The organism is Marinisporobacter balticus, from assembly GCF_004345705.1.
GTDB lineage: Bacteria > Bacillota > Clostridia > Peptostreptococcales > Thermotaleaceae > Marinisporobacter > Marinisporobacter balticus.
The window spans coordinates 47933-63841 of sequence record NZ_SLWV01000014.1 but is presented as its reverse complement, the minus strand read 5'-3'; the positions used below and the strand labels follow the sequence as shown (position 1 = coordinate 63841).

Annotated in this window: 17 protein-coding genes; 3 read left to right on the top strand and 14 right to left on the bottom strand. The window is 31.4% G+C overall.

The window, feature by feature from the left end; all coding sequences use genetic code 11:
- Window positions 1–66: 66 nt before the first annotated feature.
- The 5 genes from EV214_RS11015 to EV214_RS10995 all read right to left on the bottom strand — a co-directional run bounded on the left by EV214_RS11015 (window position 67) and on the right by EV214_RS10995 (window position 6330).
- On the bottom strand, window positions 67–1284 hold the full coding sequence (locus EV214_RS11015) for an ammonium transporter (protein WP_132245720.1): 1218 nt from the start codon (window positions 1282–1284) through the stop codon (window positions 67–69).
- A gap of 163 nt (window positions 1285–1447) precedes the next feature.
- A complete protein-coding gene (locus EV214_RS11010; RefSeq protein WP_132245718.1) occupies window positions 1448–2794 on the bottom strand; it encodes a sigma-54-dependent transcriptional regulator in 1347 nt (448 codons plus the stop codon).
- Window positions 2791–4881: an ATP-binding protein gene (locus EV214_RS11005; protein WP_165916337.1), complete on the bottom strand. Its 2091-nt coding sequence runs from the start codon at window positions 4879–4881 to the stop codon at window positions 2791–2793. Before EV214_RS11005 ends, EV214_RS11010 begins: the two co-directional genes overlap by 4 nt.
- 38 nt (window positions 4882–4919) lie before the next feature.
- On the bottom strand, window positions 4920–5774 hold the full coding sequence (locus EV214_RS11000) for a deoxyribonuclease IV (protein ID WP_132245748.1): 855 nt from the start codon (window positions 5772–5774) through the stop codon (window positions 4920–4922).
- A gap of 85 nt (window positions 5775–5859) precedes the next feature.
- Window positions 5860–6330 carry a DUF456 domain-containing protein gene (locus EV214_RS10995; RefSeq protein WP_132245714.1) on the bottom strand — a complete coding sequence of 157 codons (471 nt, stop codon included), beginning with the start codon at window positions 6328–6330 and terminating at the stop codon, window positions 5860–5862.
- 185 nt (window positions 6331–6515) lie between these two features.
- Here EV214_RS10995 and EV214_RS10990 point away from each other — a divergent pair, with 185 nt between their 5' ends.
- Window positions 6516–7160, top strand: a complete 645-nt coding sequence (locus EV214_RS10990) for a superoxide dismutase (RefSeq protein WP_132245712.1) — start codon at window positions 6516–6518, stop codon at window positions 7158–7160.
- A 66-nt stretch (window positions 7161–7226) separates the two neighbouring features.
- Here the strand turns inward: EV214_RS10990 and EV214_RS10985 are convergent, their stop codons facing one another.
- From EV214_RS10985 to EV214_RS10960, 6 genes are all read right to left on the bottom strand, one after another.
- Entirely contained in the window at window positions 7227–8888 is a 1662-nt protein-coding gene (locus EV214_RS10985; RefSeq protein WP_132245710.1) for a nucleoside kinase, read from the bottom strand.
- A 123-nt stretch (window positions 8889–9011) separates the two neighbouring features.
- Window positions 9012–9437 carry a CBS domain-containing protein gene (locus EV214_RS10980; RefSeq protein ID WP_132245708.1) on the bottom strand — a complete coding sequence of 142 codons (426 nt, stop codon included), beginning with the start codon at window positions 9435–9437 and terminating at the stop codon, window positions 9012–9014.
- 76 nt (window positions 9438–9513) lie between these two features.
- Window positions 9514–9960 (bottom strand): response regulator, encoded by a 447-nt coding sequence (locus EV214_RS10975; RefSeq protein WP_132245706.1) that lies wholly within the window; start codon window positions 9958–9960, stop codon window positions 9514–9516.
- Between the two features lie 61 nt (window positions 9961–10021).
- Window positions 10022–10543: a signal peptidase I gene (gene lepB, locus EV214_RS10970; protein WP_132245704.1), complete on the bottom strand. Its 522-nt coding sequence runs from the start codon at window positions 10541–10543 to the stop codon at window positions 10022–10024.
- Between the two features lie 77 nt (window positions 10544–10620).
- Window positions 10621–11397: a hypothetical protein gene (locus tag EV214_RS10965; protein ID WP_132245702.1), complete on the bottom strand. Its 777-nt coding sequence runs from the start codon at window positions 11395–11397 to the stop codon at window positions 10621–10623.
- Between the two features lie 47 nt (window positions 11398–11444).
- Window positions 11445–12416, bottom strand: coding sequence for an RluA family pseudouridine synthase (locus EV214_RS10960; RefSeq protein ID WP_132245700.1), 972 nt, complete (start codon window positions 12414–12416; stop codon window positions 11445–11447).
- 172 nt (window positions 12417–12588) lie between these two features.
- Here EV214_RS10960 and EV214_RS10955 point away from each other — a divergent pair, with 172 nt between their 5' ends.
- Window positions 12589–13116, top strand: coding sequence for an MltG/YceG/YrrL family protein (locus tag EV214_RS10955; protein WP_132245698.1), 528 nt, complete (start codon window positions 12589–12591; stop codon window positions 13114–13116).
- Window positions 13117–13138: 22 nt separating this feature from the next.
- Here EV214_RS10955 and EV214_RS10950 read toward each other — a convergent pair whose 3' ends face one another.
- Window positions 13139–13426 carry a hypothetical protein gene (locus EV214_RS10950; protein WP_132245696.1) on the bottom strand — a complete coding sequence of 96 codons (288 nt, stop codon included), beginning with the start codon at window positions 13424–13426 and terminating at the stop codon, window positions 13139–13141.
- 154 nt (window positions 13427–13580) lie between these two features.
- Between EV214_RS10950 and EV214_RS10945 the strand changes: the two genes are divergently transcribed.
- The gene (locus EV214_RS10945) at window positions 13581–14297 is read left to right on the top strand and encodes a hypothetical protein (RefSeq protein ID WP_132245694.1); all 717 of its coding nucleotides are present in this window, start codon (window positions 13581–13583) and stop codon (window positions 14295–14297) included.
- A gap of 231 nt (window positions 14298–14528) precedes the next feature.
- Here the strand turns inward: EV214_RS10945 and EV214_RS10940 are convergent, their stop codons facing one another.
- The gene (locus EV214_RS10940; protein WP_330571300.1) at window positions 14529–15023 is read right to left on the bottom strand and encodes a shikimate kinase; all 495 of its coding nucleotides are present in this window, start codon (window positions 15021–15023) and stop codon (window positions 14529–14531) included.
- Window positions 15024–15093: 70 nt separating this feature from the next.
- Complete coding sequence (gene aroE / locus EV214_RS10935) at window positions 15094–15909, bottom strand: shikimate dehydrogenase (protein ID WP_132245690.1); 816 nt, start codon at window positions 15907–15909, stop codon at window positions 15094–15096.

The window sequence follows — 15909 nt, the reverse complement described above, 5'->3', positions numbered from 1 at the left end:
TCTATAAAGAAAAATAATTTTTCAGTTTAAGTTATATCGACTCTATTTGTACAAATTTTATATAACTTACTCAATGTAATAAGCATGTTCTCCATGAATTTCTATATCTAATCCAAAATCCTGAACTTCGTCTGTCACACGTACTGGTATTATATAGTTAATTAATTTTAAAAGTGCATAAGAGATTACAAAAGCATAGGCTGCTGTAAAAATAACTGCACCCATTTCAACTAAGAAAAATTGAGTGCCTCCATAAATTAGTCCATCAGCACCAGAACTATTGACAGCGGTACTACTAAAAACACCTAAACAAACAACACCTAAAATACCACCTACCCCATGTACACCCCATACATCAAGCGCGTCATCCCATTGGAGTTTGTTTTTAAGTTTAACTGCTAGATAACATACTCCCCCTGCTATAATACCAATTAACGCAGCAGTATTTGTACTTACAAAACCTGCTGCTGGTGTAATTGTAGCTAATCCTGCCACAGCACCTGTCAGCAATCCTATAAATTTAGGCTTTCCAGTTTCTCTCCATTCAATAATCAACCATACAATTGCTGCAAAAGATGCCGCAATATCCGTATTTAAAAATGCCAATGCTGTAATACTATCCACACTAAGCTGGCTTCCAGCATTAAACCCATACCAACCAAACCACAACAAAGCTGTTCCTGTTGCAATAAGTGGGATATTATGCGGTTCACTGGGCTTAGCGTGTCGTTTTCCAACGAAAAATACAGAAGCTAAGGCTGCCATTCCAGCAGTTGCATGAACAACGATCCCGCCAGCAAAATCAAGAACGCCCCATTGCGCTAAAATACCACCACCCCAAACCATATGTGTAAATGGAAAATATACTAGCATTAACCAAACAATTTGAAAGATCATGTACGCCTTAAAAGTTACGCGATCTGCAAAAGCACCTGTGATTAATGCTGGTGTGATAACTGCAAACATCATCTGATAAGCAATAAATACGATTAATGGAATATTATTACTAGGAGATAAAGCAGCTGTAATAGATACACCTTTCAAAAACATCATATCTAAATTACCAATAATTCCGCCCACGTCTCCACTAAAGCTTAGAGAATATCCAACTGTATACCAAAGTATTGTCGTAATTCCTAATGAAACAAAACTTTGCATCATAATTGTAATAACATTTTTTCTACCTACAAGCCCTCCATAAAAAAATGCCAATCCTGGTGTCATAAGCATAACCAAACTTGTAGCGATTAACATAAACGCTGTGCTGCCAGTATCAAAACCCATTTTGAAATCCTCCCTTGTGTTTTTTTAAGATACATTATAAGTCTACGCAAGGAATATGCCAAATAAAAAAGCGGGTTTTTACCTGCTTTACATCATAATTTCGAGAAAACATATGGGACAAAATTGTCACAGTACGACAACCTTGTCCCATATGCCATTATATTCAAAGCGGCTGTTTATCCTCCATGCTATATTTATGAATTTTACGATACAAGGATCTTCTTGAAATACCTAATTTTTCTGCAGTTTTTGTCATATTGCCTTGCGATTCTAGCATCGCATTCCGAATGATTCGTTCTTCCACTTCATCTTTATGCACTTTTAAGATACTATTATTTGCACTGTCTTTCCCTAATAAAATATGTTCTGGCAAATCCGATAATTCAATGATATTTCCATCACTAATAACAATCATTCTTTCAACAATATTCTCTAGTTCGCGTACATTTCCAGGCCAAGGATAATTGATCAAAGCATCTAGGGCCTCGTCGGATATTTTTTTTATCGGGGTTTTATTATTTTTACTAGCTATCCTAATAAAGGTATTTAGTAAAGCCTGAATATCTTCTTTTCTTTCTCTCAGTGGTGCTACATCAATAGGGATCACATTCAATCTATAATACAAATCTTCTCTAAACTTTTTTTCTTTCACAAGTACTTTTAGATCTTTATTGGTTGCTGTAATTATGCGAAGATCTAAAGGTAAAGTTTTTATACTTCCTAAGCGCTCAAACTCTTTTTGCTGAATCACTCTCAAAAGTTTTAGTTGAATGACTAGTGAAATGTCCCCTATCTCATCTAAAAAAATGGTCCCCCCATTAGCAAGTTCAAAACGCCCAAGTTTGCGTGAAAAGGCTCCTGTAAAAGCACCTTTTTCATAGCCGAATAGTTCACTTTCTAAAAGTGTCTCTGGAAATGCAGAACAGTTCACTTTAATAAAGGCTTGATTACTACGGTCGCTTAATTCGTGGATTGCTTTCGCTACTAATTCTTTTCCTACACCCGTTTCACCATATATATTCACAGTTGCTGTGCTACATGCAACTTTTTTAATTAGTTTTTTCAACTTTTTCATAGATAAGCTATTGTCAACTAATATTTCATGACTTTTTAGTTTATGCACATCATATTCTGAATGATGCCCTACTAACAATGCAGCTTTTTCAATTGATTCTAGCACTTCATCAATATCAAAAGGCTTACGGATATAATCTCTTGCACCTAACTTTATTGCATCAATAGCTGTATCAACATTTGCAAAAGCCGTCATCACAAGAACTTCAATATAAGGATCAAAAGCTTTAATTTCTTTTAAAAGAGAAATACCATCAAGACTAGGCATACGTATATCCGTTATCACAATATCAATATGTTGGTTTTTTACTATGTATAATGCTGTTTCCCCATCGTTTACAACATGTGTCTTATAGCCAGTATTCTCAAAAATTCGCGCTAATAGCTGCGCTAAATTTTCTTCATCTTCTGCTATTAAAATTGTTAAATCTTTCACTTTAATCCTCCCTTCATTGGTAATTTAATCAATACGCGAGTACCTTTATCTAATGAATTATCTATTTCAAGGATTCCCTTATGATTTTCAACAATACGTGTAGAAATAGATAACCCTAGCCCCGATCCTTTTTCGCGCGTAGTATAAAAAGGTGTAAAAATTTTATCCATCATTTCTTCCTTGATTCCATCTCCTTGATCAATAATTTCAATAAGAAAAAGGTGTTTTTCTTCAAAACAACTCGTTTTCACAAGAATTTCATCGCCTCGAGAAGAAGCTTGAATCCCATTGATTAAAATATTAATGAGTACTTGTTTCATTTGCTCGTAATCTATCATCATCCGATCATTTTTGCATCTAATAAAACGTACACTTACTTGATTTTTAACAAATTCGTTCCCTATAAGTTTGATGGTCTCATCTATTAAATCCCCCATAGAAAACCAAGTTTTCACTAGTTGACTAGGTCGTGCAAAAGCCATAAATCTCTCGATGATTCGATCCAGCCTTTCCACTTCATTAAGTACAATACTCAAATCTTTATAACTCTGATCATTTTCATTTAATTCCATTCGTACAAGCTGAGCATAACCCTTAATCGATGCCAATGGATTTCGAATTTCATGCGCAACACCTGCCGATAGTTCCCCAAGTTCTGATAATCTTTTCGCTTTAAAAATACGCTCTTGAAACCGTTTCTTTTCTTCTAAATCATTCATAATAACCGTCATCCCTATCAACGCTCCATTTTGATCTGTCTGTCTAAGCGTATTAAAGATGATCGGGATTAATCCTTCTTGCTTATCTGAAATATAGCAAATCTCTCCTCTATATTTTATATCATTAAACAAACTATTTTCTAGTGCCTTAAGAAAATCTCTAAGCCTTTGAACTTTTGTATCATAAATTGACAGATGCTTTTGATTCTCATCACTCAATTTTAAAATCTGTGCTGCGGATTGATTGATAGATGTAATATCACCTTTCGCATCTATCGTCAAAATTCCATTTGGAATACTTTCAAATATTTCTTTGATATGCTCATTGATTTCATCCATATATGCGGCTTGCCCTGTTTTTTCCAAAACCATCTGCATCATAAAATTCAATTGCTCAAAAAGAATATCGAAAGAAAAAGTTAAATTTTCTATTTCATCTTTCGCTTGATTTTTCATATTGTATCGCTTATTATCCTTCATCAATTGATTCATTTTATCCATCAAATTTCTTATAGGTTCTGTAATCAGTCTAGAGATGACGATAGATAAAAAAGTAAACAAGATAAAAATCACAAATAATACTAACAAAAGATATTTGATAAAATCATCAATGACTCTGTAAGCTTCCTCTTCTGCTTGAAAGACTTGTACATGCCCTTGCGCCTTGTGCGGCTGAAAAACTTGAACAGGTGCTTTAACAGAAATATAATGGATGCCATCATCTATTATTTCTATCATTCCTTCATTCTGCCCCATATCGGTTATAAATTCTGTTATCTTTAGTTGGGCATATCCAGTCTCTCCAATAGATACATTCTCAACGATTTCTTTAATAGAATTAAAATTCATGACTTCTACTACACCACCCACATGAATCCCGGCTTCATTTATTAAGGGTCTAGAAAAGAATATTAAATTCTCCCCATTGCTCTGTTCAAATATATCTGATATATAAGCTTTTGTACCCGCAAAAATTTCTCGCATTTTTTTAATTTCTGGTACTTTCCCAGTAGATAGTATCACGTTGCCCTCTAAGTCCACGACAAAGATACTGTCATAGGTTTGATAAGCCCCCATAACATTCATCAGGAAATTATGTCGCGTACGATCTTGTACTTCCGTCATTGTCAAAATTTTTGATTCTGATAATACTTTTATATCTGCTGAACGCTCAAATAAAAACCGTTCAATTTTATTGGCAGTTTCAATGGCAATCGTTGTCATTTCCTTTTCTTTTGACTCCTTTAGTGTATCAATGGTATTTGAATAAAAGGTTACACCCAAAATAGTAAGAATGAACAATGTCATTGTCACAAAAATAAAGGTGATTTTAACTTGTAATGATGTATTCCTCATTTTTTTTAACAAAATATCACCTTCGTTCCTACCTATGTTTATTTTTATGCCTATACGTTTTTCTCGTACTGTTTAGATACGTTCTGCTTATGTTTTAAAACTTTTATTTCTTCTCCATGCCCTTTTACATCATTAGGTGTTTCTAATATAAATGGAATATGCAATAATTTAGGATGGTTTATAATATTTATAATAGCATCCAATCCTATTATTCCCTCTCCTATTATTTCATGTCGATCTTTATTACTGCTTATTTCATGCTTAGTATCATTTAAATGAAATGCTTTTATTTTATTTATCCCTATCCTACGATCAATCTCTGCAATAACACCATCAAGATTATTTACGATATCGTAACCACTTGAATATAAATGACACGAATCTAAGCATAACCCTATTTTATTATACTTAACACCATCAATAATTTGTTTTAGTTCTTCAAGTGATTTTCCAACTTCTGTTCCTTTTCCGCTCATGGTTTCTAGTAAAATCCAAGTATCTATATCTTCTGTTATTATTTCATTTAAAGCATTAATAATCTGTTCGATGCCCTTTTCTACGCCTTGTCCTGTATGCGAACCTGGATGAAAATTGTATAAACTATTTGGTATCTGTCTTAACCTTTCTAAATCGTCTTTTAGTATGTTCTTTGCAAATTCACGAATATCTGGTTTGGCTGAACATAAATTCATTGTATATGGCGCATGCCCTAAAATAGGTGCAAAGTTATTCTTTTCCATTAGCACTTTTGATTTTCTCATGTCTTCTAAGTCAAGGTCTTTAGCTTTTCTCCCTCTTGGATTTCTAGTGAAAAATTGAAAAGTATTCGCATTGATGCTTAATGCTTCTTGTGTCGCTTTATAAAAACCTTTTGATATTGATAAATGGCACCCTATATTTAACATTTTTTCACTCCATTTCATTTTTTCTTATTTCCTTAATATTCTTTGGTTTTGTAAATAATATATACGCTAATAGCCCACATACCTTTTATAGAAGAACTTTTAATAAAAAAATACCTATCATCGTAATTCCTATGGTTATATTCATCACAACACCTAAAACATATCCTACTACAGTCCCAAAGCCAGATTTCATTGATAATTCTAACTCTTTTCCATAATATAATTCTCCAATACACGTCCCCACAAACTGCCCTATTAATAATCCTGGTATACTAAGTATCAATACACCAACGATTCCCCCTAAAAATCCTCCAATTATTCCTGCTTTTGTAGCACCAAATTTTTTTGCCCCTACTATACTTGCAACATAGTCAAATACAAATGATAAAACAGTAAGTACTCCGAAAAATACAATCCAATTTACACTTATTTCATCAAATTTTGTAACCATGCCATATCCAAGGGTTGATAAAAAAATCAATCCATTTCCAGGAAGTCCTGGTACAAAAATACCTATTAAGCCAATAACCATTAGAACAATTACAAATATTAGCAAAAAACCACTCCTTTTCAATTATATAATATACCGACTTATATCACTAAAAGTATCTCTTGAAGATATACTATACCTTATATACTACTTCCATAGACCTCTACTTTAATAAGTTTATGAACATTTTTTCTATACCCCACATATTATAGTATAGCATGAAATATTTCATTAACAGGAGGAAAATCATAATGCGTATAATTGTTCCCCAAAAGTTTAATTTCCAATCAGTAGAAGGCATCTCAAAAAATCAACTTACTCAGCATTATCAATTATATAAAGGCTATGTTGAAAAAATCAATTTAATATGGAGAAAATTAAAAGAAGAAAAATTTACAAAGCCTAATACAACTTATAGTCCTTATCGTTGTTTAAAATTAGGAGAAAGTTATGCATTAAACGGTGTAAAATTGCATGAATTATATTTTGGAAACTTAGGTGGCGATAAAAATAAAGCTTATGGAAACTTACTTGAAAAAATAAAAAAAGATTTTGAAAGCTTTGAAAATTGGAGACAAGATTTTTTAGATGCTGGAAAATCATCTAGAGGATGGGTTGTAGTAGCCTTTGATCTTATAGATGGGCAAATACGAAACTACTTATGTGATGCCCATGATCAAGGCGGAATTTGGAATAGTTTACCTATTTTAGTCTTAGATGTATATGAGCATGCTTATATGATCGATTTTGGGATTGACAGAAATAAATATCTAAATGTATTTATGCAAAATATTGATTGGGAAGTGTGTGAAGATCGATACAATAAAATTTTAAGACATTTACAAAAAACGCCACCTATACCCTATCCAATCCCTATTCCTTATTGGATTAAATAATTGTAAAAAGCAGTGCTATTGCACTGCTTTTTGTGATTTTATTTTACAACTTTCCAAAGACCAAATTTACTCAGTAAAACAACTTCCTCCAATAAATTCCTTCATAATAGAAGTTTGTGGCACAAAGTGATCTTCTTCTATAGAAGAAAAGTAGCTTAGAAATTTAAGTAATCTGTTTGCTTCTGTATATTCTTTTTGTTCTTTTGATATTTGATTTAGCAGTGGTTCTGCATATTTTTTCAAAATAGCTAATTCATATACCATTGCAGAATTAAACATAACGTCTGCCTCTTCTTGGAATGGGAAAATATTTCTTTTTTCTCCCCTTCTAACAGAATCCCATAATTTTAGTGTTGTCAATGCGGAGTGTCCTCTATATTTACTATCTCTTACAATTCTTCTAACGAGCCTTGTATCTGTAGTAGGAATTCTATTGTGATCATCAATGTTTAATTGGGTAAGTGCGCTAATATAGATCTTAAACTTTTTATCATGCGATATATCCATAGTCAATTGATCGTTTAGTCCATGAATTCCTTCAATGATAATTGGATGTTCTTCTGTAATTTTCATAAATTTCCCTCTATATTCTCTCTCTCCTTTATGAAAATTGAATGTAGGAATCTCTATTCTTTCTCCTCTTAATAGTGCTGTAAGATGTTCGTTGAATAAATCTATATCCACCGCTTCTATTGCTTCAAAATCATACTCACCATTTTCATCTCTCGGGGTATGTTCTCGATTGACAAAATAATCATCTATAGATAAAGCTACCGGTTTTAATCCATTAACCTTAAGCTGAATGGACAACCTTTGTGCAAAGGTTGTTTTCCCCGAAGAAGAGGGCCCTGCTATCAATATAATTCTTTTCTTCTTCTCTGAAATCATATCGGCTATTTGGGCAATCTTTTTTTCATGAAGTGCTTCTGCTATTCGAATAATCTCTGGATGCTCTTTTTTTGCAATAATTTTATTTAAACTTGCAACATAACCAACCTCTAAAATTCTTCCCCATTTTTCTGCTTCTCTGAATATACTAGCCAGTTTCTTCTGTTCTTCAAATACTGGTATTTCATTTGGATTATCTTTTTCAGGATATTGTATGATAATCCCTGCACCATAATGCTTTAATTGGAATAACTTTAAATAACCTGTGCTTGGTACCATATAGCCGTAAAAATAGTTCTTAAGCCATCCACAGCCATACATATTTATTTCCAGACTTTTTCTAAAATCCAAAAGTTCTGTTTTTGCTTCCATACCTAATTCTTTAAATATTCTTTTCGCTCCTTCTATAGAAACACTTTCTTTTTTGAAGGATACATCTTCTTCAATAATCTCTCTCATCCTAGATTCGATTCTTACTACATCTTCTTTTGCAATAGATCTTTTATAATGTATTTCGCAATACAAGCCTTTACTTAATGAGTGTTCTACTGTCACCTTGCATCCAGATAATATTTCCATAGCCGCCCTTATAAACACAAAGGCTAAACCTCTCTGATAAATTCTAATACCATCCGACGTTGTTAAATCAACAAATTCAATAGTACAATCCTTATGTATTTGATAATTTAATTCTCTCAATTCATTATTAACCTTTGCTGCAACAATGGTAGCTCCATTTTCAAATCCTTCACTAATTTCTTTGATAAAAATTCCTTCATTTACTTCTATCTCTTTTTGGTTATTTATAACGATTTTTATTTTTTTCTGTTCGTGATTCATTTTGCAATCCCCCTATTGGTCATACATATATACTTGCTATTTTATTCTATTATACCCTATATTATGTATATTCACGTCTAAAAATTTAAGAAAGTTCCTAAAAAAACAGGAACTTTCTTAAATTTACATTCTAGGGTTACTTGGCTTTGATATATCACTAAGTGCATCTCCTGCTTCATTTACATATACATTCACCGTAGCAAGATCTCCTATAGATACCATACCTATAAGTTTTCCATTGTCTACTACAGGCAATCTTCTTATTTGATTCTCTGCCATCAAATTTGCTGCTTCATGGGCATGCATATCTGGTGTTGCATAAATTAAATGGCCTGACATAATATCTTGTGCACCCACATTGATATTTCCTGTTGTTACCCCACGAATAACAATATCCCTATCTGTAACAATCCCTAACGCACGATCATTATGATCACAAACCGGAATAGATCCTACATCTAAATCTTTCATCTTTGCTGCAATCTGGCTTAAAGATGTATCTGGATTTGCAGTAGACACTTCTTTCGTCATTAACTCTCTAACTTTCATACAATATACCTCCTTTTACTTTTTTCATTATTTATCATGTGCAATTTCTACTAAAAATAAACACAAAAAAAGAGCATTACGCTCTATTTTTTAATTTTTCTCCACAGTAGGGGCATATATAAAAAGTTTCTTCTATTTCCATTTTACAATGCATACATAGTCTTTTTTGTGTAGAAGTATATTTTTCGACCATTTTTTTAATATGATTGGGTTCAACAGGGATCTTAATAATTTCATCAATGCGATAACCTATAAATTGATTTTTTGAAAGATCACTACTAGATGCTAAGATACATATGATCTCTGGAAATCTTTTTTTAATTGCTTCAATGACTTTGTCTCCTGTCATATCCTTCATAATATAGTTCACAATCACCATAGCAGGTTTTATATTTCTTAAATCCTTCATAATCATATGTTCATCAGAAATGATTGCATTCATTCCAGATTTTATTAATATATCCTTTAAAACGATACTCTCAAATTTTGAATCATTCACAATGAAAACATCATTCCTTGACATTAGTATCCCACCTTTTATCGAGGTATTGTTTACATTTACACAACCTTTTTATCTAATTTTTTTATCGAACTTTGCCTATTTTATTAAATGGATAGAGGCGTACCAAAACTTTTCCTCTCACTGTATCTATTCCAACAGGGCCTACACGTTCATCTCTACTGTCCAAACTGTTTTCTCTATTATCACCCATAGCAAATATTTTATTTTCAGGTACTTCAATATCAATCTCCCCTGACGTATAATCACCATTGATATACCGCTCATCCAGTTTTTCTCCGTTGACAAACACTTCTCCACCTGTTATCTTAATGTGATCTTCAGGAATACCAATCACTCTTTTAATCAAATCCTTTTCTTTTCCGTCTTCTGTCTTTAAATGTGATTTAAAAACAACAATATCCCCTCTTTCTGGTTCATGCATCATATAAGGGATTTTATTAATAATTAAATAATCATATTCATTTAAAGTTGGGTACATAGAGTATCCCTTCACTAAGGTTGGTCTAATAAATGTCGTGATCACCAGTGCAATAACAACCGATATAACAATAGTTTTAATCCATTCAACAATCTCTTTCTTCATACGAACCTCTCCTTATTACAAACTAAATACATTTTATCACTTATTTTCTTTTTCAACAATCCTGAAATTCCCATATATTACAAAAGTTCTAAAATGTAACCATTTATTTTATCATATTTATTTTCACGAATATTTACACCGATCTTTTCTAAAACCATATAAAAATCATCTATAACTGCATATGGATTGCCATAAATTTTAACAAGTTCCTTTCTATTTACCCCTTTAAAACCATGGCCTGCAATACATTCATGTCTTAACTCAATCATTTCATTCATCTTATTTGAATTTAAAACATCTAAAGCCGTATTATAACGTTTATCTTTATTTAAATACTTCGTTATATAGCTACTAATGGCAAAGCTTAAATTCGGATTAAATATTTTGTATTTTTTCCTTAATATTTTTATAATCATTCTTTTCGATACGACTTCTGTTCTAAATGAAAATCTATTTTTATCCACATGATTTTTTGCAAAAATATATTTTAATATTGCTTCCTTTATCCTATATACTCTACTTAAAAAATCTATATACCTACGATTATCCAATTGTATTTTTGTATTTTCTAACAACTCTGAAAAAATCGCATCTGGCCTTCCATCTATCAATTCTTTTAAATTATCTTTTAAAGATGTTACCCTTTTATGAACGTTTGCATCTTCTATATCTAATAAATCTGACACTACATAATAAGCTGATTGAAAATCAAAGTTTATTGCATATTTACAAGAATATAGTAATTTTATAACATTTTTATTTACATCTTCTATCTTTCCTATTAACTCTATCGCTCCAGCATAGTCATATCTCCTAATAAGCGATTCCAGTATTATATAGTTGCTATGATCCACGAATCCTCCCCCTTTAAAATAACCCTTAATACATAATTGTACAAGGATTATGGAAATAATGCAATTTTTATCTTCTCTAATTCTTTTGGCAGGGATGAATAAAAACTTTTTCCTTCTAAATATTTTAAATTTCCTAAGCATTTATCAAAATGAATCTTATAAGCATGCAAAAATTGATATCTCAATTTAAATTGATTCTGAAAACTTCTATTCATTTCCAAATTTCCATATTTACCATCTCCAATAAGCGGATGGCCTATACTTGATAAATGTGCGCGAATTTGATGGGTTCTGCCTGTTAGTAGCTCAACTTCTACTAGGCTATAATCTCCATATGTATTGATAGGTCTATATATTGTATGTATTTCTTTTGCATCAGGGTGTTTTTTCTCAATAATTTCCACCTTGTTTGATTTTTGATCCTTTAATAAATATCCTTTTAACGCTTTTTTATCCTTTAAGGTTCCCTTTACAATAGTTAGATAATATTTTTTTACATAATTTTTTTTTCGAATCATTTCATTTAGATTCTGCAATGATTGATTGTTTTTTCCAATAATAACAATTCCACTCGTATTTCGATCTAATCGATTTACACTTGCCGGAACAAATGTCTTCTCTACTTCTGGATTGTATTCTGACTTATCATATAAATATTTTATCACTTGATTTACCAATGTATTTTCACTTTCATTTATATCTTCATGCACCAAAAGTCCTTGAGGTTTTTCTACCAATAAAATATTTTGATCCTCATAAACAATTCCAAACTCTCTCTTGACTTCCTTAATATTCTTTTTTTCAATAAATCCTAGAATTGTATCTTCACTTAAATACAGTTGAATATTGTCTCCCTCTTTTAATATATAATCGCTACTTACTCTTTTTTGATTCACTTTAATGTTTTTTTTTCGGATCATTTTATAAACAAAACTTAATGAAGCTTTTGACATATATTTTCTAAGAAATTTATCTATTCTTTGATTTTCTTCATTCTTTCCTATACATATTTCTCTCATATTCTTTCACCTCTATTATATTATGCCATACTCAACGCATCTTTTCATGCTAATTATTTTCCCCCATGTCTAATGTATCATTCTAAAAACAATATTTCCATATTGAAACTATAGGATAGGTTGTGCTATTCTTTATATATAAACATGTATCATAAAAGGGAGGAAATTAACTATGTGGGAAAAACTGAAAGATGTATTATATGAAGTAAGTGATATCCTTTTAGCCGTCGTCATCATACTCTTTATGTCTACGGTTATTACATGGCAAGTTACAGATTCATTAGCTTACTCCAAAGAAAAAGTGGATAGCCTGAATGAAACAACAAAAAATGAGGTAGTAAATCAAGAAACACCCCTCCCTATCAATCAGGAAGAAACGGATTCATCTAGTGATGCTCCTTCCATCACTCCAAATGAACAAATTCCTAAAGAAATAGTTCCTAAAGAAACCGTTCCTGTTGAACCTGAGCCTACGCAGCAACCTCCTACCATTATTCATGTAGAGATTCCTAGCGGTACAGCAGGCACAGGTATTGCTAAGATATTAAAAGAGAAAGGACTTATTGAAGATACTGCTAAATTTATTGCTAGAGTAGAAGAACTAAAGATGGCGTCAAAATTAAAATCTGGTACTTTTGATATACAAGCGGGTAGTACTTTAGATGATGTAATCTATACTATTGTAGGCAAAAAAAAATAGGCTAAAATCTTTAGCCTATTTTTTAATCCTCTTCATTTAAAAATTTCATAATCTTTTCTAATTTCTTTCTCTGATTTTCATCCAAAAAACCTTTTAGTTGATCTAATGCTTGCATCTGCTTTTTATACTTTTTCGTATTTTGCATCATACTTCCCTTTAATTTCTTTAATTCTTTCATAATTTCTTCTTCACTCTTATCTCCATAATTTCCATTCATTTGTTCTATCATCTTTTTCTGATCATCTGTAGGCTCTATGCCGCCCATAGATTTCATCAAATTCTCTAATTTTTTCTTATCGACTTTCTCCACAGGTTCACCTCCATTATCATTTAATCATCGCTCACTTAAATCTATGATCATTTTTAACGATTTATTCCCTTCAAATCTTCATAGATTGTCGTAACACAATTTTTTATATAGCATATGATAAAGCAAAGATTTATTTAAATTTAGGAGGAAGAATATGAATACGCTTATCCCTATAGATCAAAATGATATTTCCTTACCTGTAGATGAATTAGGTATTGCTAGGTTGTCATTTTCAAATAATAGCATCTTTATTTTCATCATCCCCATATGTCTTTTTTTCTTTTTTAGAAATAGCAACACATTACAAGAAATAAGTTCAAAAACCGATGAACGCCCTAAAGGCCCAACGATTGATAGCAATTCATTAGATAAGATGTCTCATTTATTAGAAAACGTAAAAAAAGCAACGACCCTTAATGATTTACGAAAAAACATATCTCAATCTGGCGGCTTAGGTAATCGAAATATTCACTTTGTAAAAGAATTACTTAATGTTTTTAGTGATAATATAAACGAAAATAGTAAATCTAGTATACAAAACATCAGTACCGTTCTTTCGTTATTAGAAAAGGGAAAAGACATAAAAAATATTTTAAATATAAAGAAAGCTGTACAATCTGGAGATGGAGATCTATCTGCTCAAATTAATAACATCATTGATGCAGTTGCGCCAATACTACCAGCAAAATATGTGACAAAAGTGAATGATTTCAAAAAAATGGCTCAAATGGTGAAACTCATGTCTTTATTTGATGGAGACGAGGGCGATGATGAAGATAATAGTGATCATGAGCATGATCGCGCTGAACCTGTCAGTACTACACATACTTTTAATGAAATTGATCCGAATGACATATCCCCTGTAGAATAAATTAATAGACGGTTCCTTGTATTGATCCCATACAAAGAGCCGTCCATTTTATTTGTCTATTTTTTTTAAAGTGCAATCATCCCGAGGAATATCCAAAACAAAGTCACTTCACTATGCGTTTTCTTCTGATATCTATTTAGAAATACTTTATTCGCAAATATTAAAATACTTATTTTTTATTCTTTAAAAAAGTAATACGCGCATAGTTAATCCCTGTATAAATTTTTTCATCTATAAAATATTCATAATACGATCAACTACACCCTCTAATGTTGTATCATTGATGATTTCATAGTCTCCATACTTTTTATATAAAACATATCTTTCTTGATATAATTTATAAATTTTTTCTTTTCCATCTTTTAATAAAGGACGTTCCTTTGTATCAATATCTGAGATAATCTTCTCTACTGACCGATTAATAAATATAATCATTCCTTTTTTTTTAAGTATTTCTATATTCCTTTCAGATTTTACAACCCCTCCACCTGTAGAGATCACCATCGATAAATTTTCACTTACTTCTTTTACAGCTTTTCTTTCTATTTTTCTAAAAGCTTCTTCTCCATCCTGAAAAATTTCACAAATCCTTTTCTCTGTCTTTTCTTCAATATATTCATCTATATCACAAAATTTCATATTCAATCTTTCTGCTAAAAGTTTCCCTATTGTCGTTTTTCCACAGCCAGGCATCCCTATCAAGACAATATTTTTCAATATAATCATCACCTCACCCTATAACGATTTACTTACAAATGATTATTAATCATTTGCTAAATATCCATGCTCAACATTTTTATTCATTCCTTATCGCACAAATTTTTTCATAAATCCTATCACAAATATATCTATCTATTTTTATATCATTCCATAATTCCTGTGCCTTTATTGCCTGTCCTACCAACATATACAGCCCATTTATACTTTTTAATCCTTCTTCTTTTGCATATTCTAAGAATAAGGTCTCTTTTGGATTGTATATTAAGTCAATGATCGTTTTAAACTTTTTAACCGTTTCTTTTGATACTGGTGCATGTTTTATATTTGGATACATCCCAACAGGTGTACAATTGATCATCAAATCATATCCTCGTAGGTCTTTCACTTGATCATAGGATATACATTCAAATGCTATATATATTTTTTTTGTTTTTTCAATATCTCTACTGACAAAAGTAACTTGTTCTATTTCATGATCTATCAGATACTGAAGCACCGCCTTTGAAGCACCACCCGTTCCTAATATGACAGCCTTTTTACCCTGTAAATCAACCTGATTTTTTTCAAGCATCATGCCAAAACCATAGTAGTCTGTATTATATCCAATCGTTTGATTATCTTTAAAACAGATGGTGTTGATTGCCCCAATCTGTCTTGCTTCATCTGAAATATGATCTAAATATTTCATCAACTCCATCTTATAAGGAATCGTTACATTTACACCTTTTGCACTTAATGCTTTTAATCCATATAATCCGTCTCTTAAATATTGTTTTTTTAATTCAAATAAATGATAGTGTCCCTCCATCCTTAATTCTTCAAAAATCATTTTATGTATAATAGGAGAAAAACTATGGCTTAATTTTTCTCCTATAAGTCCATAAATTCCCAT

Bases quoted from the DNA above. Each gene is read 5' to 3' on its own strand.
- EV214_RS10975 (WP_132245706.1), bottom strand. From the start codon at position 9,960: ATGTCAAGGAATGATGTTTTCATTGTGAATGATTCAAAATTTGAGAGT.
- EV214_RS10985 (WP_132245710.1), bottom strand. From the start codon at position 8,888: ATGAATCACGAACAGAAAAAAATAAAAATCGTTATAAATAACCAAAAA.
- EV214_RS10955 (WP_132245698.1), top strand. From the start codon at position 12,589: ATGTGGGAAAAACTGAAAGATGTATTATATGAAGTAAGTGATATCCTT.
- aroE (WP_132245690.1), bottom strand. From the start codon at position 15,909: ATGGGAATTTATGGACTTATAGGAGAAAAATTAAGCCATAGTTTTTCT.
- EV214_RS10990 (WP_132245712.1), top strand. From the start codon at position 6,516: ATGCGTATAATTGTTCCCCAAAAGTTTAATTTCCAATCAGTAGAAGGC.
- EV214_RS11000 (WP_132245748.1), bottom strand. From the start codon at position 5,774: ATGTTAAATATAGGGTGCCATTTATCAATATCAAAAGGTTTTTATAAA.
- lepB (WP_132245704.1), bottom strand. From the start codon at position 10,543: ATGAAGAAAGAGATTGTTGAATGGATTAAAACTATTGTTATATCGGTT.
- EV214_RS10945 (WP_132245694.1), top strand. From the start codon at position 13,581: ATGAATACGCTTATCCCTATAGATCAAAATGATATTTCCTTACCTGTA.
- EV214_RS10960 (WP_132245700.1), bottom strand. From the start codon at position 12,416: ATGAGAGAAATATGTATAGGAAAGAATGAAGAAAATCAAAGAATAGAT.
- EV214_RS11015 (WP_132245720.1), bottom strand. From the start codon at position 1,284: ATGGGTTTTGATACTGGCAGCACAGCGTTTATGTTAATCGCTACAAGT.
- EV214_RS10980 (WP_132245708.1), bottom strand. From the start codon at position 9,437: ATGAAAGTTAGAGAGTTAATGACGAAAGAAGTGTCTACTGCAAATCCA.
- EV214_RS10940 (WP_330571300.1), bottom strand. From the start codon at position 15,023: ATGATTATATTGAAAAATATTGTCTTGATAGGGATGCCTGGCTGTGGA.